Annotated in this window: 14 protein-coding genes; 10 read left to right on the top strand and 4 right to left on the bottom strand. The window is 58.6% G+C overall.

The window, feature by feature from the left end; all coding sequences use genetic code 11:
• Positions 1-173 precede the first annotated feature (173 nt).
• From Q0650_RS08115 to Q0650_RS08095, 5 genes are all read left to right on the top strand, one after another.
• Positions 174-2,315 (top strand): hypothetical protein, encoded by a 2,142-nt coding sequence (locus Q0650_RS08115; RefSeq protein ID WP_298817722.1) that lies wholly within the window; start codon positions 174-176, stop codon positions 2,313-2,315.
• A 75-nt stretch (positions 2,316-2,390) separates the two neighbouring features.
• Positions 2,391-3,170, top strand: coding sequence for a hypothetical protein (locus tag Q0650_RS08110; protein ID WP_298817701.1), 780 nt, complete (start codon positions 2,391-2,393; stop codon positions 3,168-3,170).
• A gap of 946 nt (positions 3,171-4,116) precedes the next feature.
• Entirely contained in the window at positions 4,117-5,841 is a 1,725-nt protein-coding gene (gene argS, locus Q0650_RS08105; RefSeq protein ID WP_298817699.1) for an arginine--tRNA ligase, read from the top strand.
• 90 nt (positions 5,842-5,931) lie between these two features.
• The gene (locus tag Q0650_RS08100) at positions 5,932-6,726 is read left to right on the top strand and encodes an HAD-IIA family hydrolase (protein WP_298817697.1); all 795 of its coding nucleotides are present in this window, start codon (positions 5,932-5,934) and stop codon (positions 6,724-6,726) included.
• Positions 6,727-6,814: 88 nt separating this feature from the next.
• Entirely contained in the window at positions 6,815-7,702 is an 888-nt protein-coding gene (locus Q0650_RS08095; RefSeq protein WP_298817696.1) for a hypothetical protein, read from the top strand.
• On the opposite strand, the gene Q0650_RS08090 is transcribed toward Q0650_RS08095, so the two are convergent.
• On the bottom strand, positions 7,668-8,600 hold the full coding sequence (locus tag Q0650_RS08090) for a metallophosphoesterase (RefSeq protein WP_298817694.1): 933 nt from the start codon (positions 8,598-8,600) through the stop codon (positions 7,668-7,670). The genes Q0650_RS08095 and Q0650_RS08090 overlap by 35 nt on opposite strands.
• Before the next feature lie 253 nt (positions 8,601-8,853).
• Here Q0650_RS08090 and uvrC point away from each other — a divergent pair, with 253 nt between their 5' ends.
• The 5 genes from uvrC (at position 8,854) to Q0650_RS08065 (ending at position 15,873) form a co-directional block, all read left to right on the top strand.
• Positions 8,854-10,818, top strand: a complete 1,965-nt coding sequence (uvrC, locus tag Q0650_RS08085) for an excinuclease ABC subunit UvrC (protein ID WP_298817692.1) — start codon at positions 8,854-8,856, stop codon at positions 10,816-10,818.
• 15 nt (positions 10,819-10,833) lie between these two features.
• Positions 10,834-12,441: a carboxyl transferase domain-containing protein gene (locus tag Q0650_RS08080; protein WP_298817690.1), complete on the top strand. Its 1,608-nt coding sequence runs from the start codon at positions 10,834-10,836 to the stop codon at positions 12,439-12,441.
• A gap of 7 nt (positions 12,442-12,448) precedes the next feature.
• Positions 12,449-13,615, top strand: a complete 1,167-nt coding sequence (locus Q0650_RS08075; protein WP_298817688.1) for a DUF58 domain-containing protein — start codon at positions 12,449-12,451, stop codon at positions 13,613-13,615.
• A gap of 58 nt (positions 13,616-13,673) precedes the next feature.
• Entirely contained in the window at positions 13,674-14,591 is a 918-nt protein-coding gene (locus Q0650_RS08070; protein ID WP_298817686.1) for a pseudouridine-5'-phosphate glycosidase, read from the top strand.
• 244 nt (positions 14,592-14,835) lie between these two features.
• On the top strand, positions 14,836-15,873 hold the full coding sequence (locus Q0650_RS08065; protein WP_298817684.1) for an RNA polymerase sigma factor RpoD/SigA: 1,038 nt from the start codon (positions 14,836-14,838) through the stop codon (positions 15,871-15,873).
• Between the two features lie 174 nt (positions 15,874-16,047).
• On the opposite strand, the gene Q0650_RS08060 is transcribed toward Q0650_RS08065, so the two are convergent.
• The 3 genes from Q0650_RS08060 to Q0650_RS08050 all read right to left on the bottom strand — a co-directional run bounded on the left by Q0650_RS08060 (position 16,048) and on the right by Q0650_RS08050 (position 20,563).
• Positions 16,048-17,433: a S41 family peptidase gene (locus Q0650_RS08060; protein ID WP_298817682.1), complete on the bottom strand. Its 1,386-nt coding sequence runs from the start codon at positions 17,431-17,433 to the stop codon at positions 16,048-16,050.
• A gap of 263 nt (positions 17,434-17,696) precedes the next feature.
• Positions 17,697-19,418: a penicillin-binding protein 2 gene (locus tag Q0650_RS08055; protein WP_298817681.1), complete on the bottom strand. Its 1,722-nt coding sequence runs from the start codon at positions 19,416-19,418 to the stop codon at positions 17,697-17,699.
• A 68-nt stretch (positions 19,419-19,486) separates the two neighbouring features.
• Entirely contained in the window at positions 19,487-20,563 is a 1,077-nt protein-coding gene (locus tag Q0650_RS08050) for a sensor histidine kinase (protein ID WP_298817680.1), read from the bottom strand.
• Positions 20,564-20,629 lie beyond the last annotated feature (66 nt).

The raw sequence follows: 20,629 nt of genomic DNA, 5'->3' as shown, positions 1-20,629 counted from the left end.
CGCTGTTAGGCGCTCAGATACTGTCGCGCAAGGGTGTATCTGCAACAATTTTACCCAGGTCAGGCAAGCCTCGCTGTCATGGTCTTGACCGGCGTTGTGGAATGCATTACCAGTATACGTGGTCAGCTCTTTCTATGCAACCTTTTGGGGAATTTCGGCTATAATTGCCGGCCATGAAGCAGCTTATCGCATGGTTTATCGTCATCTTCCTGCTGTCCAGTTGCAATTCGTTCATCCCGCCATCGTCCGATCAGCTCAATGAACCATTTCGCAGCGCCTGGCAGGCTGCGGGTGGTGCGCGGATCGGTCCGCCGCTCGGTGAACCGCGCTGGGTAGATAATGCGCTTGTGCAGTATTTCAACACGATCAAGATCGTTGCTCTAGAGAATGGCGGGGCAGTGGCTGAACAGTTGCCTGCCGACTGGCGGGCGCACACTCCGGCGGCGGTGATCGATATGCCGCCGGCGCCGCAGCGAGCAGCGCTCACATCGGCGCTATCGGCGCAGCCGGTGCAACCGCTACAACCGGTGGCAATCACCGTGCAGGTGCCCGGTTATGATGGAATGGTGACCGTTCAGCTTTACGACGCCGCCGCCAATCTGGTCGCGCAGGGAACGGCCCTGATCGTCGATGGGAGTGGCGAGATTGCCTTGCCCGCCGGAGGTGTGCTCGGTCCGCAATGGGCGGTAGCGCTGATCGATGGCCAATTGGCCGGCGCGCAGAGCCAGATTGTGACTCTCGATGCCCAAACCACGCTTGTCAGTGGTCAGGGTGACATCGATTCACTCTATCCCCGGATTCGTCGCTTGATGGCAGAAGCGCGGGTGAGCTACGAACTTAATGGTCGTTTCATCAGCGGCTATCGCTCCCCTGATAACCCCTTGCTCTGGTTGCGTGATCACGTCTATCAGGGGCGGGGCTTTCGGTATTTTGAGCAAGATGTCACCAGCCTGCTTGATGCCTTTCGTGATGCCCAGTTGCCTGATGGCAGTTTGCCTGACGTGATCGACTATCCTGAACGCTATGTCAAAGCATTCCGCAAAGAGGTCGAGTCAGATGTAGAGTTTCTCTACATTCAGGGCGTGTACGAAGCATGGCAGATGACCGGCAATGACGAATGGCTCCGCAGTCATCTGCCGGCCTTGCGGCGGGCAGTTGAGTATATCACCACGAATCCCCTGCGCTGGAATGCCGATCGCGGTCTGGTGCGCCGCCCCTACACGATTGACATGTGGGATTTTGCTTATGGCCCGACAACCATCAGTCCTGATGGAAAACCAGCGCCGCGCCATTGGATTGAGCCAGACACCATCTGGGGCACGTTTCACGGTGACAATACCGGTCTGGCTTACGCGCTCTTTTTGCTGGCCCGCATCGAGCAGCGGGTTGGCGATCCTGAGCGGGGGGAACGTTATTTTCGCCTCTCCGATGAGATTATGCAGCGGTTGAATGCTCTGGCCTGGAATGGTCGCTTCTTTACCCACTTCATTCCCGAAGACCCGACTTTTACCCCGACAGGTGTCGATGCCGCCGAGCAGTTGAGTCTCTCAAACGCTTATGCTCTCAACCGCCGGGTGCTTTCTGTCGGTCAAGCCCAGGCCATTGTTGAGAGCTACTACGGGCGACGTGATTTCTCTCGCTCCTTTGCCGAATGGTACAGCATCGATCCACCGTTTCCACCGGGTAGTTTCGGGATGGCCGGCGGCAAGGGTGAGCAGCCAGGTGAGTATGTCAATGGCGGGATTATGCCACTGGTCGGCGGTGAATTGGCCCGCGGCGCCTTTACGGTTGGCTTCGAGCCGTATGGTCTCGACATTCTCCGCCGCTATGCCAATCTGTTGCGCCTGACCAATGCCTCATACCTCTGGTACTACCCCGATGGTCGGCCTGGCATCTCTGGCCCCGATACCATTCCAACTGACGGTTGGGGCGCAAGCGCAATGCTCGGCGCCTTGTTTGAAGGGCTGGCCGGTATTACAGATGAAGCCAGCCGGTATGATGATGTCATTATCAGCCCGCGCTGGCCGGTCGAATCTGCTATCATGCAGGCATACGTTGTAGCTCGCTATCCCGCGTCTGATGGCTATGTCGCCTATCGCTGGCACCGTGACGGCCAGACCTTGCGTTTGCAGGTAACCGGCAGTGGTCGCATGGCGTATGTGCGCTTGATGTTACCACCAGAAGCCGGCGAGGAGGTGACGATGGCGGTGGCAGGCCAGCCGGTGACGCCGGTGATCGAAAAGATTGGCTTGAGTCGGTATGCTGGTGTGGCGCTCGATCGGCTCAATGTCGAGGTGACGTTAACCTGGCCGTAGAAGGGCGCAACGCTGACGACCGCGCGTTTCAGGCGGGTTTGCCGAATCTCTGTTTCACAGAGGTAAGGTGGTGGTATGCCGCATACAGCGTTTCGCCCAGAAGAACATGGCTTCGCTTTCGTCAATGCCTGGCCACTCCTGCCAGAACAGATGACTGAGTTGCGCCAGACTCTCAGCCGTTCGGCGCAGGCCGCAGCTCGTGATGTGCGCGCAGCGATTGGCGGCTTTGACATCAGTGGGATGGTGCAACGAGTCGCCGACATGTGGGCGGATGCTCATCTGCCAACGCACTACGGCATGTGCGGTGGGATGGCGTTTGTCGCCGCCGACTACTTTCGCGCTGGTGTGCCGCTGCCACGCGGACGTGACCGTAACGATCTCCCGCTCGATGACTCGCCCCGTTCGCGCGCTTTGCGCGATTATCTCTGGCAACGGCAAGTCGAGAGTTTCATAATCAATGCGCCTCAACTGCTAACCTGGATGATCATGCTGCATCTGCCGTTGCCGTTTGCCGGCCCTCGCTGGTTGCTCGAGCGCACTAAAGCCGAATGGCGCGCGCTCAAAACCCGGATTAATGCCGGTGATCCATGGCCGATCTGTCTGGTTGGCAGTTCGCGTTCGCCGTTCGACAACCATCAGGTTCTGGCAATTGGCTACGATGAAACCGGTCCCGATACCGGTGTGATCAGTCTGTACGACATGAACAGCCCTGGTCAGGCGCAGACCATCACCTTCGATATGCGTGGCCACGAACTTGTCGCGACCGAAACCAGCCCTGATCCGGCTCGTGGCCGTCTGCGCGGTTTCTTTGTCGAGCAGTATACGCCGAAACTGCCGCCATCCCTGCCGGCCTAAGCTGGCGATCTGTCCTGTTCTGTGAGATGCTCAAATCTGAAATGGTCTGCGCGGGTTGTTGTTGCCCGGTTGCTTCCCGGAAGTCATCTGACTGACAATTTGCCAACAAGTGGTAGTCGCGACATTTAGCCGCAAGAAGCTTGTGGTCTGCCTGTGACTCCACAAGAATCCGGTCGGCGAGCACTATCGCCGATACCTTTGCGCGTCAGGCTGTGTTGTTGCTGTGCCTCTACCGTTGCAAGCAATCTCAGGTGAGCTGTCGTGTCGGTGGCAGGAGAACCGCTCGGTGATAATCCATCGCGCGCGTTTGCCCTGCATCATCGTCCATCTACCTGACCGTAAGAGGTACTGCCTCCCCGACCTTCGACCCAGCCACGGTGTGGCCGACCGTCTGAAGTGCCGTTCACCGGTATGATGCCGAACCATGTTGTCGATCGGCTTGCCTGCCTGCGCATCGTCGTTGTTGTCGATGTCGGTCAATATCTCTGGCACTCTGCCGGTTACTGGCGTAGTGACGTGAGCGCTTGCCGATAGTCACCTCTGTGCAAACCCGCTTGCGCTGATGGCATCCTGGCGCAACGAGCGGTCAACGGTGGAACGCGATGAGGCTGCCACCCCGGTCAACGGCGGCATGCAGGATTTGGGTGCGCGCCGATGAGCTGGCAGATGCGCAGGACATGGGTAATTGCCCAAGCTGGTCAGGCAATAACGCTGATCGTATGAGGCACTGTTTGTTTCAATCATGGCATTCATCGAGTGCAGTGTACGGATGCGATGCATTGTGTGCCATGCGCGTCAAGCACACACGCAGTATATGCCTGCGCGCGTGTGCTATTCCACTCAACATGCGCGTCATCGTCAGGAACGATAGAACGGTTCGCCTGCGCGCGCAATCATCGCGATATACGGTATACTAAAGACCGGTATTGCATAAAGGGGCAGAAATATGGGCTATGCGCTTGAACGCTTCATTACCGAAATAAAAGACGCCATCGCAGCGACCGGCAGGGTTCCGGTTGAGTTGATCGAGATTACCACACCTAAACCTAACATTCCCGCTGATCGCACCTTTGTGGCTTTCAAAGCAGCCAGGGCGCTAGGGGTCAATCCGGCTACCCTGGCTGCCGATCTGGCAGCCGCCATTGCGCCATCTTCCGATTCGCTGATTGGCAAAGTGACTGCTACCGGCGCGTTTCTCAATTTTTCGTTGCATCCCCAGCGCCTGGCGGCTGCTGTGTTAGACGAGATCGAACAGGCCGGCACGGCTTACGGCACTGTCGCTGATGGCGCAGGTCGCGTGGTGGTGATCGATTACTCATCGCCCAATATTGCCAAGCGCATGCACGTGGGTCATATTCGTTCGACAATCATCGGGCAGTCGCTCGTCCATATCTTCCGTGCTCTCGGTTACCGGGTGATTGGTGATAACCATCTAGGCGACTGGGGCACGCAATTCGGCATCATTCTGGCCGCGATCCAGCGCTATGGCCGTCCGCAGAACGAAGGCGAAGCGGCAATGGCTGAGCTTGAGGCGATCTATGCCCGCTACAACGCCGAGATGAAAGATGATCCGGCATTAGAGGCGGAGGCCCGACGCTGGTCGCTGGCGCTCGAACAGGGTGACGCCACAGCGCGCGCGCTCTGGCAATGGTGTGTTGATCTGTCGCTACGGGCTGCGCAACGCAACTACGATCGCCTCGGCATCAAGTTCGACTACGCTTATGGCGAGAGTTTCTACGAGTCGATGTTGCCCGGTGTGATCGAAGAGGCATTGCGTTCCGAAGCCGCCTTCCGCGATGTTGATGGCGCTGTCGTTGCCGAAATCGATACATTACCGAAATTTATCATTCAGCGCAGCGATGGCGGCACTGTCTACATGACCCGCGACATTGCAACCATCAAGTTCCGCATCCAGGAATTTAACCCTTCCCATATCATTTACGTGGTCGATGCGCGCCAGGAACTGCATTTTCGCCAGCTTTTCGCTATCACGCGCGCAATGGGGTACGGTCGTGATGTTGAACTAGTGCATGTGCCCTTCGGTGTCATCACGACACCCGATGGCCAGCCCCTCTCGACCAAAAAGGGGAATATGGTCTATCTTGAGGCATTGCTCGACGAGGCCGTGGCGCGGGCGCGGGCGCTGGTCGATGCCAAGAGTCCTGAGCTGTCATCGGCAGAGCGCGCTGATATTGCTGAAGCCGTTGGCATTGGCGCGGTTATCTACAACGATCTCTATCAGGATCCGCGGCGCAACATTACGCTCGATTGGGATCGGATGCTCTCAATTGAAGGGAACAGCGCTGCCTATTTGCAATACTCCCACGCGCGTTGCCGTTCAATCTTGCGTCGCGCGCTTGACGAGGGCGTAGTGCTTGCCGAAGCTGATCCATCTCTCCTTACTCATCCGAACGAGCAGCGCCTGATCCGCCATCTGGCCCGGTTGCACGAGGCTGTTCGTGAAGCCGGTGCGCGCTACGCTCCCTTCGTGATTGCTGATTGGTGCTACACCACTGCGCGCGAATTTGGGATCTTTTTCGAACAGTGCCCTGTCTTGCGCGCCGAGACGCCGGCGCTGCGCGCCGCTCGCCTGCGTTTGGTGGAAGCGACTGCCAATGCGTTGCGCAATGGATTGGCGTTGTTGGGTATTCGCGCCCCAGAACGGATGTAGGCGATCTCAGGGTGCAGGGCGTGGTGGAGGCTGTTTACGGGTGCAGGTTTCGCTGTATCCTGAGGTTGGGCGCGATGATTGAGGATTGCCATGCTCGCACTTAAAACGATCCGCGCAGTGCTGTTTGACATGGACGGCGTGCTTTACCGGGGTCAGGCGCGGCTTCCCGGTGTGACCGATCTGTTCAGTTTTCTAACCGAGCGTCAGATTGCCTTCGCCTGCGCAACAAACAATGCGTCGATGACACCGCAACAGTACGAGGCCAAACTGTCCGCAATGGGCATCGTTTTGCCGGCTGATCGGGTCATCACTTCAGCTCAGGCTACTGCTCGTTACCTGCGCGATCACTATTCGCCTGGTACGCGCGTCTTTGTGGTCGGGATGCGAGGTTTGCGCGAGGCGCTCTTCGCCGATGGTTATTTCGTCGAAGATGATCAGGCGCCGGAGCTGGTAGTGCAGGGGGCCGATTTTACCCTGACTTATGAGCGACTGAAGCAGGCGACGTTGCACATTCGGCGTGGCGCTCGCTTCATTTCGACCAACCCCGACCGCACCTTTCCCAGTGAAGAGGGTTTAATCCCCGGCGCTGGCGCGATAGCTGCGGCGTTGAGTGCCGCTACTGACGTAACGCCGCTGGTGATCGGTAAGCCGGCTCCGGCTATGTTTCTGATCGGCGCGGCTATGCTGGGGGCGACGCCGGCGCAAACGCTGGTCGTCGGCGATCGACTCGATACCGACATCGCCGGCGCAATTGCCGCCGGCATGCCCTCGGCACTGGTGTTGACCGGTGTGACGACTGCCGAAGAAGTGGTAACCAGTCCGATCCAGCCTGATCTGGTTGTTGCCGATCTGCCCGATCTGCTAGCCCGCTGGCGAAGCACCTGATGACGCTGGGTGATCACCGATTGTCCGGTCAGGATCAGGTTGGATAGCCGCTGACAATGGTTGTCTTCTTGTGTCATTGCAGCAGTGTATGGCGACGAAAGCTATGATTCAACCTGCTATCGTCAGCTACGATCGGGCGCGCGTTATCGAGATAATCCGCACTCAATCGCCGGAAGCGATCCGCGCCAGTCTGCGCGCTGGCGACTTTGATGCGAATCTTGATCCCGACGGACATGCCCTGCTTGATGAGTTATTGACGGCGTGGATTCAACGCGCGCTTGGCTCTCTGACGCTACGCGATGCGATGCTCGTCGATCCCTACCGGGGCCGACAGGTGTATGGTATCCTCTGCTCGATCTACATTCAGCGGCGGTTTACCGTGCCCGCAGCAATGGCAGTGCATTTGCCGGCAGCGCCATCTGATCTACCGGCGCTACCGCCGCCTTTGACTGAGTTGCCCGAACTTGCTGAGCTGGCTGCCCATGCTGAACAATCCGGGCTGGTGTTGGCGTGGCAGGCTCAACGCTATGATTTTGCCCCGCCGGTCAATCTGATCGAGTTGCTCCCACCATCGCCGCCGCCCTACCGTAAAGAACTGGAATTCGAGCAACCGACCGGTCTGCGCCGATGGATAGCAATTGCGCTGGCTATATCAGGAGTGGCTCTTCTGATCGTGCCGCTCTTGTTTGGTCATATTCCTGAACATCCGGCCAGATGGCCGCTTGCCCTGCTGACGCTAGCGTTGATGGTCGGTATCAAAGCCGGTCTGTTTGGTTACGCAGGCGCGCTCTGCGTCTGGCTGGTCGCCAATCTACCGGCGTTTCGCCACGGCACTGCCCTGTTCGATCTCTGGCCGGCCATTCCACTGATGGCAATTGGCTTGCTGCTCTTGTGGTGCGATCGTCGGGTGCGAGCCATGTGGCGTTTCGTTCGTCGTCAGTTTAACCGTCGCCGCCACGTAACCGGAGCAAACTGACTTCGGGCGGGCAGCCGAGCCGGAGCGGCAGACCTCCTGCGCCTCGGCTGACAAACAGATGCATCGCGCCAACACGGAAGTGACCCATATCGTAACGCCAGCCGTGACGTGGCAGACACAACGGTCCCAATCCGGGCATGCGCACGTGGCCGCCGTGAGTGTGACCTGAGAGTTGCAGTTGGAAGCCAGCCGCCGCTGCTTCGTCGGCGATGTCGGGACAATGGGCCAGCAGCAAGCGGAAGTCATGCGCTGGTGCGCCACCGAGCGCCAGGTTCAGATCGGGTTGGCCGTCCCAATGGTCATCGACTCCGGCGATCAGCAGGCGCGCGCCGTTACGTTCGATCAACCGGTGGCGGTTGATCAGCAGGTGAATGCCGTGTTCGCGCAGTATGGCAGCAATGTGGGGCATTCCCTCCCAGTAGTCGTGATTGCCCGGCACGGCGTAGACGCCAAGCGGCGCATGCAACCGTTTCAGCACCTCTGGCAGTCGGGCAATGGCTGAGCGGGTCTGCACCAGATCGCCAGTGAGCGCAATCAGATCGGGCTGCGCTGCCAGCAGATGATCGATCGCGCGTTGGGCATTTACAAAACTGTAGCGATGACCGAGATGCAGGTCACTCAACTGGCCAATCGTCAAACCATTCAGTCCTTCAGGTAGATTGGCTACATGCAGGGTATACGCTTGTAAATGCAACCGGCGCGGTTCGACCGCCAGGGCATATCCGGCTCCAACCGCTCCCGCACCCGCCAGTGCTGCGACGACCACTGGTCCGCCATATACGCTGGCGAGACCGACTAAAATACTCCCTGCCAGCCCCGCGCCGATCCAGCGCGGCGAATAGCGCAGGCGTGGCTGCCGTTTCGTTGTTGTCTGAGATGAAGGGATCGTTGTTGCCATATGAACGTATTCCTTATGGAGTTTCTTGATCTGGTTTCGCCGATTGATCAGCGGTATCTCATCGGTATCGATGCGCGAGAAGAGGGGATAGTTACGTCAGCATCCGCATTCCGTTCCTGAGAATAATTTGCGCAGGACAGGTTCAATCGTTCGTGCCACCCATCCTGCGCCATTGCTCCCCCTCGCTGTTGACAATATATCATTAAAATGAATAATACCTGAATAGATTCGCAAGGATGTTATACTAATTCGTATGGATCTGAGTTATACCGCTGTGCGTGATCATGCCGCTTTTCTCGAGCGGCTTCGCTTAGTGCCCGAACAGCCGGGTGTCTATCTTTGGAAAGACGCCAATGGTCGCCTGCTCTACGTTGGCAAGAGCAAGCGGCTGCGCGACCGTATGCGGTCCTATTTCGGTTCTCCGCGCAGTCTGAACGGCAAGACCCGCCGGCTGGTCAGCCATATCGCCGATTTTGAGATTATCGTCACCCAGAGCGAATTAGAGGCGCTGCTGCTGGAAATGAACCTGATTAAGCAGCATCGACCACCATATAATATTTTGCTCAAAGACGATAAGACCTATCCCTATATCAAAGTGACCGTCAACGAAGACTGGCCGCGCGTCTTTGCTACCCGTCAGGTGCTTCAGGATGGCGCCCGCTACTTTGGCCCCTATGCCAGCGCCGGTTCCGTCTACCAGGCCCTCGACATTCTCAACCGCCTGTTCGCCTTCCGTCCGCCATACGAATGCAAAGATGACAAGTTCAACCGCCATCGCAAGCTCGGCAAGCCCTGTCTCTACTACCAGATGCGCCGTTGTTTGGGGCCGTGTGTGCCGGGTTTGGTGACAAAGGAAGCCTATCGGCAGGCCATCGATGCCGTATGTCGGTTCCTCGAAGGCAAGAGTGATCAAATCGCGCGTGAATTGCGCGCGCAAATGGAGGAAGCTGCCGAGCGACTTGAATTTGAGCGTGCCGCTTACCTGCGTGACCGGATTCAAGCCATCGAAAAGATTTCTGAACGGCAACAGGTGTTGCGCACGGTTGACGCTGATCAAGATGTCATTGCCTTCGCCCGCGAAGATGGCAGCGCTGTGGTGCAGGTGCTCTTCATTCGCGGCGGCAAACTGATCAACGCCGAACCGTTTACTCTGCAAGGAACTGAAGATGAGAGCGATGAGGCTCTACTCACTTCGTTCCTTACTCAGTTCTACCAGAATGCTCCTAGCATCCCGCCCAATCTGTTGCTGGCCGATCATGTCGAAGAGCCGATGATCATCGCTTCGTGGTTGCAGCAGAAGAGCGGTCATCGGGTCGAGATCACCGTGCCGCGACGCGGCGAGAAGAAGCAACTGGTAGAGATGGCGGCTGCCAATGCCCGCCAAAAGCTACGCGAGATTCGCGAGCAGTGGCTCAATTCCGAACAGCGCGCTGTGGCTGCGCTGAGCGAGTTGCGCGATCTGCTGGAACTGGCGGCCTTGCCGCGCCGGATCGAGTGTTACGATGTCTCGAATACGCAAGGCCAGCAATCAGTTGCCAGCATGGTCGTGTTTGAGCATGGTGAGCCGCGCCCCGCGCACTATCGTCGCTTCAAGATCAAAACCGTCAGTGGCGCGAATGATGTCGCCTCGTTGCGTGAAGTGATCAGCCGGCGCTTCCGCCGCGCTGCCGAAGCGCTCGGTGAGGCGCAACCTGGCGCGGCTGCGGTCGAGATTGAAGGGGAGCATGAGTCGACAACTGCCGAACCTGCTTCGGCTGAGCGGCAGGCGCTCGAACGGTGGGCTGATCTCCCCGATCTGTTGCTGGTCGATGGCGGCGTGGCGCAAGTTGCTGCGGCCCAGGCTGCTCTCCAGGAGTTGGGTTTTGCCCAGATTCCGGTAGTTGGCGTTGCCAAAGGGCCGGATCGCAATCGTTTCGATCTGGTGCGTGTCGGTCAACCGCCGCTCGTGCTGGCCCGTGATAGCAAAGCTCTGGCGCTGGTGCAGCGGATCGACGAAGAGGCTCACCGCTTCGCTATCGCCTACCATCGGAAATTGCGCAATAAGGCTGCGTTGCGCTCGCCCCTCGAAGAGATACCGGGGATTGGTCCCAAGCGGAAGCGGGCGCTGCTTAAGGCCTTTGGTTCGCTGGATGGGATTCGACAGGCCAGTATCGACGAAATTGCCGCCGTGCCCGGTATGACCCGCAAAGCTGCCGAAGAGTTGAAGAGTCTGCTCTAGCCACCGGAGACAGCTATGTCGATTATTCATTCCCACGTTCAAACCAGCAATCCCGATTTTCAAGCCAATTTTGCGTATCATCAGGCGCTGACCGCCGACCTTCGCGAACGACTGGCCGTCATCCGGCAGGGTGGCGGCGCTGAGCAGCGTCGTCGTCACGAAGAGCGGGGCAAGTTGTTTGTGCGCGACCGGATCGACACGCTCATCGACCCTGACAGCGCGTTTCTCGAAATCGGCGCTCTCGCTGCCTACAATGTCTACGACGAAGAGGTGCCCGCTGCCGGTATCGTCTGTGGTATCGGGCGCGTTGCCGGACGACCGGTAATGATCATTGCCAACGACGCCACTGTGAAAGGTGGCACGTACTTCCCGCTCACGGTCAAAAAACACCTGCGCGCGCAAGAGATTGCGCGCGAAAATCGGTTGCCTTGCATCTACCTGGTTGATAGCGGCGGAGCGTACCTGCCCCTGCAAAGCGAAGTCTTTCCCGATCGCGACCACTTTGGCCGGATTTTTTACAATCAGGCGCAGATGTCTGCTGAAGGCATTCCACAGATTGCCTGCGTGATGGGTAGTTGTACCGCCGGAGGCGCCTACGTGCCGGCAATGAGCGATGAAGTGGTGATTGTCAAAGGCAACGGCACCATCTTCCTCGGCGGGCCTCCATTGGTCAAAGCCGCCACCGGCGAAGAGGTGACCGCTGAAGAATTGGGCGGCGCCGATGTCCATACCCGTATCTCTGGCGTGGCCGACTACTTCGCCAACGATGACCGCGAAGCTCTGGCGATTGTCCGCGACATCGTTGCGAATCTAGGGCCACGTCAGCGCGCTCAATGGGAACTGCGCGATCCTGAACCGCCGCGCTACGATCCGCGTGAGATCTATGGTATCCTCCCGCGCGATGTTCGCCAGAGTTACGATGTGCGCGAAATCATTGCCCGGATTGTTGATGGGAGTCGGCTGCACGAGTTCAAAGCGCGCTATGGCACCACGCTCGTCTGCGGGTTTGCGCACATTGAAGGCTTTCCGGTTGGCATTCTCGCCAACAATGGTATCCTGTTTAGCGAAAGTGCCCTTAAAGGCGCGCACTTCATCGAGTTGTGCTGCGCTCGTAATATCCCGCTCGTCTTCTTGCAGAACATTACCGGATTCATGGTTGGCAAACAGTACGAGAATGGCGGGATTGCCAAAGATGGCGCCAAGCTGGTGACTGCGGTAAGTTGCGCAAATGTGCCGAAGTTTACGGTCATCATTGGTGGGAGCTTCGGCGCCGGCAATTATGGCATGTGTGGGCGCGCCTATCAACCGCGCCAGCTCTGGATGTGGCCCAATGCCCGCATCAGTGTGATGGGTGGAACGCAAGCGGCAAACGTTCTGCTCACTGTTCGGCGCGATAATTTACGCGCTCGCGGTCAGGATATGTCACCCGAAGAGCAAGAGCGCTTTATGGCGCCGATACTGGCCAAATACGAACAGGAGGGTCATCCATACTATGCCAGTGCCCGTTTGTGGGATGACGGCGTGATCGACCCGGTTGAGACCCGGCGCGTGCTGGCGCTCGGTCTGGCCGCCGCTGCCGAAGCGCCGGTTCAACCAACCCGCTTCGGCGTCTTTCGTATGTAGGTGGGCAATGAGCTTCCTGCGCCTGGCCACTATCATCGCCCTGATCTGGCAGATCTTCGCTCCGCATCCGGCGCTTGGTCTGGCCTTGTACGTTCTGATCGGTATTCAGCTCGTTGCGTGGTTTGGGCCACAGATCGCGCGCCGCCAGATCGAATGGCAGCGGCAGACTCCGGCAGTGCTTGCGCCCAACGAATCGGGTGAAGTAGTGATTACCATTACCTATCAGGGGCGTATGCCGCTGCCATATGTGATCGTCTCGGAAGATATTCCGCCTGCGCTGAGCCACGCGGCGCGCAAGCGTTGGGTGATCAGCCTCAAGCGCGGTCAGCCACACACCCTGCGTTACGCGGTGCAAGGGCGACAACGAGGCCTCTACTGGCTCGGCCCGCTGCGGATCGTGATCGGCTCGGTGCTCGATCGGGCTGAAGTGCAGATCACTGAACAGCAGCAAATACCGTTGATTATCTCCCCGCCTATCCTGCCGCTGCCATTTCTCAATCTGCCGGCAGGGTTATCATTCAGTCAAGAGCGACGGTTCAGCCTGTTCGATGATCCGGCCCAGAAGGTTGGGGTTCGCCCTTATCGATCAGGTGATCCACCTCGCCGGATCGACTGGAAAACGAGCGCCCGTCTCGGTGCGTTGCAGGTGCGCGAACTCGCGCCAGCGATTGGGCGCGAGACGCTGATTGCGCTTGAAATGAGCGAAACCGCCTATCGGGGTCGTTTCGCCCGTGACGATCGTGAACGAGCGATTATTGCCGCCGCCTCGCTAGCAACGGCGTTGATCAACCAGCGGCAGGCAGTTGGGTTACGTAGCAACGGCTACGATCCCCTCACTGCGGCGCCAATGGTATCGTTGCCGCCGGCAACCGGTCTGGATCAGCTCCGCGCGATCTTAGCGCAGCTCGGACGGATTGAACCGGTCGCTGAAGGCGATCTGCTGGCCGATGTAATCACTGCTGAGCTGGCGCTGGCCTGGGGTGGTACGCTCGTGGTAATCATGAACGCGATTGATGAACGCCGGTTGACCAGTCTGGTTCATCTGGCTCGCGGTCATCTGCGCGTTGCTGTAGCGCTGACCGATCCCGGCCCTACCGATCTGGTTCATACCCGCAGCTATGGTATCGGCGCCTACCGCATCGACCGCAACGGTGTGATCGTACCGGTTATGTGAAAAACGCTGCCGCCCATCGTTTATACTGGCGCAGCACCTGTTTGCAGGAGGTAAACTCATGCTTCGTCTGGCTGAAGAAGTGGCAACCGCACTCGAAGAGGGTCGGGCCGTTGTGGCGCTCGAAAGCACGTTGATCAGCCATGGCTTGCCCTACCCCCAAAATCTGGCCGTTGCTGAAGGTCTTGAAGCAGAGGTGCGCGCAGTTGGGGCCGTGCCGGCAACAATCGGTCTGATCGAAGGTGTGCCCATCATCGGACTCAACGGGAATGAGCTGGAACGGTTGGCTACCGGCGCTGAGCGGGTTCGCAAGCTGAGTCGTCGCGATATTGGCGCGGCCATCGTTGATCGGGCTGATGGCGCGACCACAGTGGCCGCGACGATGGCCCTGGCTGCGGCGGCTGGAATCGAGGTCTTCGCGACCGGCGGGATCGGTGGCGTTCATCGCGGTGCCATCCATAGCTGGGATGTGAGTGCCGATTTGACTGAACTGGGCCGCACCGGCGTGCTGGTTGTCTGCGCCGGCGCCAAGGCGATCCTGGATTTACCGGCGACACTTGAGTATCTCGAAACGCAGGGTGTGCCGGTGGTTGGCTTCCAAACCGACGAGTTTCCCGCCTTCTACACGCCGCACAGTGGCTTGCCGGTATCGGCAGTCGCCACCGACGCGCTCACGGCGGCGCGTATGTGGCGGATCCAGCGTCGTTATCGCGGTTTCGCCGCTCCGGGTGGCATGCTGCTCTGCGTGCCGCCTCCTGAGCGCAGTGCGCTCGAACGCGAGACGGTTGAAATGGCGATTGCGCGCGCATTGGCCCGGGCAGAGGCGGAAGGGGTGCGCGGTCCGGCGGTCACTCCCTTCTTGCTGGCGGCGATGGCTGAAGAAACGAGCGGTGAAAGTATCGAGACCAACATCGCTTTGCTGCGAAACAATACCAGGGTTGCTGCTGAAGTGGCCCTTCGAGTGAGTGAATTGGGCTAATAGCTGATAAGAGGATGTGAACAAATCGTGTGCAAAGTGCTTGACAAATTGCGTTATCACTCGTATACTTACATTTGCTGTTATCAGAGATAACAGCGAAAGCCGTCACTTCCTCGACGGTTTCGACCTCACACGTTACCCCGTTTCGTTACGTGCTGGGCGCCTCTGATGGCATCTCCGCAATAGTGGAGGACTTGTGCGCTTTGTCTTGTCATTGCTATGTAGTTAGCAGGAGTGCCCGCCAATGCTCAAGCGTCGACCTGCAAATTGGAACCTTGAAGAAGTGTCTCTCGCTGCGCGTGAGCACGATGACCATTTCGGGCACGAAGAAGAGTTGCTCCCTCCCGATCTCAGCGAGGTTGAGCGGGTTGAGCCGGCGCTCGATGCCGTTCAGCATTATCTGCAAGAAATTGGTCGCGTTTCGTTACTTACTGCCGCCGAAGAAGTCGAATTGGCCGAACGGATCGAACGCGGCAATGCCGCCGAAGAGCGCTTGGCCACTGAAACCAATCTGACGCCACGCGAGCGGTGTGAGCTGTTGAAAGCAGTGCAGCAGGGCGAGGAGGCGCGTCGCCACTTGATCCAGGCAAATCTGCGTCTGGTGGTGAGTATCGCCAAGAAGTATGTCGGTCGTGGCCTCTCTCTGCTCGATCTGATCCAGGAAGGTAATATCGGCCTGATGCGGGCAGTTGAAAAGTTTGATTACCACAAAGGTAATCGCTTCAGCACCTACGCAACCTGGTGGATCCGCCAGGCAGTTACTCGCGCTATTGCCGAGCAGGGCCGAACAATTCGACTGCCAGTGCATATGAGCGAATCGGTTGGTCAGGTCAAACGCATTGCTGACCGGTTGGCGCAGTCGCTCGAGCGACAGCCAACGGCTGAAGAAATTGCGATGGCCCTCGGTCAACCGGTTGAGCGCATTCAGCGCGTGCTTGAAGCCGCCCGTCGTCCCGTCTCGCTCGAAACACCGGTCGGCGATGAAGGCGAACATACGCTCGGCGATTTTCTGACCGATGACGATCTGCCAACGCCGGGCGAGATTGCCGCGCAAAAGCTCTTGCGCCGTGATCTCAGCGCTGCGCTCGATCAGCTTAACGACCGTGAGCGCCGCATCATCGATCTGCGTTACGGCCTGATCGATGGGCGTCGCCGTACCCTCGAAGAGGTTGGCCGTGTCCTTGGGATGACCCGCGAGCGCGCTCGTCAGATCGAAGCTGAGGCGCTGCGCCGTCTGCGCAGCCCTGAGGTTGGTCAGCATCTACGCGATTATCTTGAGTAGAAACTGACAACGCCTGACAGGCTTCATGAGCGCGTGTTGCTGCGCTGTGGTCGGTTAGCGCGATAGTGTAAATATAATTACCAACTCATTCGCCCGCTCTTCAGCGGGCGAATGAGTTGGTAGGGTCAGGCTCGGTTTCGGGCAAAATCACTCTTCAAGCTGTTCCCGATCACATCATTGCATCAGCTCCAATGCTGCCCTGATCCATGGATCCGCCTCTAAGCGGAAACGAGTCCAATCCTTGCCTGGTTGCACATCTGGTTGCACGCCTCGCCCTTCGAGGTCTGAACCGTCGGTGAGGCGGAAGTTCTCTTGCGCAACCCACAATCGCGCGCCACCAGTGATTTCGTAGGCGTAGATCGTCTCGGTATTGCCGGCTGATGGCGTTCCGATTACGATAGCTCCCGCTTCACGCTGGAGAATTGCCGCCAACAGTTCGGCATACGATGCAGTGCCCCGATCGATCAGCACGGCTAAGCGCAGGCCGCGCAGATCGGGTTCGCGGGCCGTTACCAGCAATGGTGTCTCTCCCTTCCGACTGATGAAGTAGCCTGCTTCGCCGATGACGAAGTGACCGAGCAGGCCACTCAATACGTCGCGCCACCCACCTGGATTGCTGCGCAGATCGAGAATGACCCCGCGCAGTGGTCGCTCGGCAACGAGGCGTTGCAGCGCCGCCGCTACCTGCTCGTGCATGTCTTGCACCCAGAGCGTGCTGATACTCACATAAGCAATGTCGTTTGGTAGTCGCAACACCAGTGGCTCGATGCGCCCTTCTACTCGTTCGCGCACCAGTTCCAATTCCAGCGCGCCCCCCTCTGGTTGGACAACAACCAGCCGAACCCGACTGCCCGGCGGCCCTTCGATTGAACCGAGCGTGAACGCGCGGCCATCGATGGCAACAATCCGGTCGCGCGGGCGGAGCCCGGCCTGTGCTGCTGGACTGGCAGGAAAGACGTTCTGAATCAAGAGACCGTCAGCCAGACGCAAAGTTGTAACCCCAATGCCAACCTGCTCTTCGCGTCCGCTGGTCAGCCGATCTTCGGCCTCGACCGCCTGTGGTGGCACAAAGCGTGAATGGTCGTCGCGCAGTAGCCGTACCATCCCGCTAATCACGGCAAAGAAGGTGTCGTCATCTTCCGCTGCCAGCGCGCGGGGGCCATATTCGGCCCGCGCGGCGTTCCAATCCACTCCATTGAAGGTGGGATCGAGATAGTGCTCGTTGATGGTCGTCCATACCTCGGTAAAGATCTGCTGACGCAGTGTTGCATCGAGCGGCGGTCGGGGGGTTGGAGATGCAACACTGACAGGAGTAGACACCGACTGCATCGTCGGTGTCGGTTCGAGTTGCGGCATTGTTGGCGATGGTGGCGGCGCAGGTTGCATGGCGCAGGCGATCAGGCTGATAACTGCCAACCACATCAGCATACTGCCAGCTAAAGGCACCGGAATGAAGCGAACGCGGTGTGTGATCGGTTGGCGCATGTGAGCTTGCATCGTGACTTCGTAAGCTCGCCGCGCAGTCTGTTGCCGGTTTTCCCTTGCTGGTGGCGCAATCATATTTCTCATCGGCGCGCTGGCGCGCGGTGACTGTGACTCTTCATTGTGGATCGCAATCTGGTTTCTGACAGGTTCGGATGCATGTGTCTTTGTTGCATCCATCTCAGCCGAGCACACGCTGCTGGTAGGTTCATGTTAAACCATTTCGCCACGCCCTACATCCACTCGAATGTTACGGGTTCGAGCAGCTCTGTTACGAGGTTAATGTTTGCCAGCCTGCCATTACCATCCTGCGGTGATGATAGCGCATAGCGCAATACCGGCTATTCGAGGGCAAAGGCTGCCGCCAGCACTTCACCGGCCAGCCGGGCAGCCGCGCCACTCCCTTCGCCACCCTGCTCGATGATCACCGCAACCGCATAGCGTGGTGTTTCAAGGGGGCCAATGGCAATAAACCAGGCATGTGGCGGCGCGCCCGGCACATGCTCGGCTGTGCCCGATTTGCCACCCACTGGTTGATTGACCATCTGCGAAATGACACTGCCGAAGCCATATTGAGCTACTGCCGCCATATATTCACGCATTCGACGCGCAGTGCCGCTTGCCATTACGCGACGTATCGCATGTTGACCTGTCCACCAGATTTCACTCCCGTCAGGGCGCGTGATCCGTTGCACCAAATAGGGCTGCATCATCACCCCGTCATTGGCAATCGTCGCTGCAACCATCGCCATTTGCAACGGCGTGACAAGCAACTGGCCCTGGCCGTAACCGGTGTCGGCAAGCGCGCGCGGTTGATCCAGAAAGTCAGGCCGAACTGCCAGCAGGCTTGGATCAGAAGGTAGATCACGCAGTGGGCGAAAACCGGACGGTATCCGGTTTGGCAAAAAGATGTCAAATCGCTGCGCTACTTCGGCGAGGCGGTCGGCGCCGAGTCGCACTGCATACTGGGCAAAAGCCGTGTTACAGGAAAACGCATAGACTCGCTCTAACGTAGCCGGTTCCCCGATCCGCGCGCCGAGATTATCGACAGCATTCACAATTGGCGGCGCGTCAGGTTGCGGAAAATATTCGTTCGGACACGTAATCTGGTTGGGTTGGCCTTGAAATGGGTGTTCGAGCACTGCGACTGCCGTCACCGTTTTAAACGTTGAACCGGGTGGATAGCGCCCTTGGGTTGCCCGATTGAGTAGTGGCTGCCCAGAGTCGTCACGATTCAATTGAGACCAGTAATCGCTCACCCGCTGTCGTTCCGCCGCCAGATCGGGCGCAGCCGGATCAACGACCAGTTGACCCGGATCGAAGCCGGGCCGACTGACCAGCGCCAGGATTGCCCCCGTGCGTGGATCAAGCACCACAACCGCGCCCTGCCGGTTGCCGAGGAGCGCCGCCACGCGCGCTTGTAGCTCGGCGTCAAGCGTTAATGTCAGCGAGTTGCCCCGTTGCGTTTCACCTGTCCATTCACTCAGCAGCAACTGCCATTCGTTGCCGCGTTCACCCGACAGATACTCGTTGTAGATAGCCTCCAGACCGCTCTGACCATAGCGCGTGCTAAAGAAACCCAGGATATGACCAAACGCGCTCATATCGTATTGACCGGCCAGCGGGTAGGTGCGACGCGCAATGCCATTGACCAGAACGCTTTCAACGAGGGTGCGACCACGTCGGTCGAACATTGAGCCTCGAATCACACGCTGCGTGGCCAGTACCGGACGCACATTACTGGTCGTATTTCCTTCAGCGCTTACGACAACGTAGTTGCTGATGGCGCCGGCCTGCACAAATTGCTGGCGCAGTAATTGCAGACTCAGCATCAGAAAGCCGATAATAATGACACCACCAACTCGTGAAACCGCGCGCGCCAGCTCACTCCCTGGTGACGTATCGCTTAACCGGCTGAGCAATACCAGCCCTGCCAGTGGTCCACCGATCCAGAGCAAAAGTAACCAGCGTGGTTCTTGTTCAACCGGTAGCCAGATACCGTAACCAAGTAGCGCCAGCGCGACAACCAGGGCCGGCGCATGCCAAAAACGGCGCGGTTTCATGCCTTCCAACTCCTCATTCGATGCTCATTCGCCAGGCAATGAGCATTCGTTGGCATGATACCGCAACTTCAGGGTTCGAGCGGAAGTTGCACGCGCACGGTCAGGCCGCCGCGCTCGCCTTCAAAGACGGCAAGCTGACCATCGAGTTCGGCGACTCGATAGCGGAGCGCGCGCAGTGCATGGAGATGAGGCCGTTCATACGTGCCATCAAGGAGACCAACGCCATCGTCATCGATCTGCAAAATGGCCGCCTGCTCATCGACGCGCAGTTGAACGGAGCAAGACGAAGCGTGAGCATGACGACGTACATTCGCCAGCGCTTCCTGAGTAGCTCTGAGCAAGACACTCTGTTGCGCTATAGTCAGGCGTTGGAGCGTGCCTTCAATCCGGCAATCCACCTGCAAACCGCCACGCTGCCGTTCACCCTCAACCAGTTGGGTGATCGCGAGCCGTAAATCAGGCCGGAGCGAGACGGCGGGCGCTAACTCGGCGCTCCGACGAACGCCGGCACTCGCAGTGGGATACCAGTCTGGCGCCGGATTGATGTTCTCGCTACCCGGCAGTGCTGCGCGGCCCGAGGTCGCGGTCGGCTCAGCTTCATCCGGCAAGCGCATGCGTTGTCGCGTTGCAAAGTCAAGCCGCGAACGTTGCCATGCTGCCAGTGCTGCCCAGGCAAGGGAGAAGAAGAGTGGTATGCCGGCCTGAATACCGGTTGGATCAGAGGCTGCCAGGGTTGTTCCAGGTACCAGATTTAGCAGGCTGGCGCTAATTCCGCTAATAAGCGCGCCACGCCAGCCAAACAACAGCGCTGGCGCGATCAGACTGCCCAGCGCATATGGCCCAAAGGGCAGAAACGATTCGCCACTCAGTTTGACGACAATCCACCCCAGAATGATGTCAAGTGCGAGTAACACTGGCCGGCGTTGCATCAGGCGCAGGTAATTTGTGGCCTGGCGAGTAATCGCCAGGGTGACGATCAACACCAGCAGCAGGAGACCGGCCTGTTGCGATAGATGAGCCGTGGTGTGACCAGGGAGCGTGAAGACAACACCGGCGCTTAACCAAGCCAGCCAGCGGTATCCAACGAAAAGCAGAACGGGATCGAGACGCTGCCGCCACGTGTCAATCAAGTGTCGCACGCGCATTCTCCCGGCGGCGGCCGGAAGGATGAGGTCGCCGCGATGAAGCTGGGGTACTATTAGCCAAAGCAT

This window comes from uncultured Chloroflexus sp. (assembly GCF_937129525.1).
Classification (GTDB): domain Bacteria; phylum Chloroflexota; class Chloroflexia; order Chloroflexales; family Chloroflexaceae; genus Chloroflexus.
Note: the sequence above shows the minus strand (reverse complement) of the source record. Positions and strands in the feature narration are given on the sequence as shown.

Coding starts and splice junctions, on each gene's coding strand:
- Q0650_RS08110 (WP_298817701.1), top strand. CDS start 2,391: ATGCCGCATACAGCGTTTCGCCCAGAAGAACATGGCTTCGCTTTCGTC.
- Q0650_RS08080 (WP_298817690.1), top strand. CDS start 10,834: ATGTCGATTATTCATTCCCACGTTCAAACCAGCAATCCCGATTTTCAA.
- Q0650_RS08050 (WP_298817680.1), bottom strand. CDS start 20,563: ATGCGCGTGCGACACTTGATTGACACGTGGCGGCAGCGTCTCGATCCC.
- Q0650_RS08095 (WP_298817696.1), top strand. CDS start 6,815: ATGGCGACGAAAGCTATGATTCAACCTGCTATCGTCAGCTACGATCGG.
- Q0650_RS08065 (WP_298817684.1), top strand. CDS start 14,836: ATGCTCAAGCGTCGACCTGCAAATTGGAACCTTGAAGAAGTGTCTCTC.
- Q0650_RS08075 (WP_298817688.1), top strand. CDS start 12,449: ATGAGCTTCCTGCGCCTGGCCACTATCATCGCCCTGATCTGGCAGATC.
- argS (WP_298817699.1), top strand. CDS start 4,117: ATGGGCTATGCGCTTGAACGCTTCATTACCGAAATAAAAGACGCCATC.
- Q0650_RS08100 (WP_298817697.1), top strand. CDS start 5,932: ATGCTCGCACTTAAAACGATCCGCGCAGTGCTGTTTGACATGGACGGC.
- Q0650_RS08115 (WP_298817722.1), top strand. CDS start 174: ATGAAGCAGCTTATCGCATGGTTTATCGTCATCTTCCTGCTGTCCAGT.
- Q0650_RS08090 (WP_298817694.1), bottom strand. CDS start 8,600: ATGGCAACAACGATCCCTTCATCTCAGACAACAACGAAACGGCAGCCA.
- Q0650_RS08060 (WP_298817682.1), bottom strand. CDS start 17,433: ATGATTGCGCCACCAGCAAGGGAAAACCGGCAACAGACTGCGCGGCGA.
- Q0650_RS08055 (WP_298817681.1), bottom strand. CDS start 19,418: ATGAAACCGCGCCGTTTTTGGCATGCGCCGGCCCTGGTTGTCGCGCTG.
- Q0650_RS08070 (WP_298817686.1), top strand. CDS start 13,674: ATGCTTCGTCTGGCTGAAGAAGTGGCAACCGCACTCGAAGAGGGTCGG.
- uvrC (WP_298817692.1), top strand. CDS start 8,854: ATGGATCTGAGTTATACCGCTGTGCGTGATCATGCCGCTTTTCTCGAG.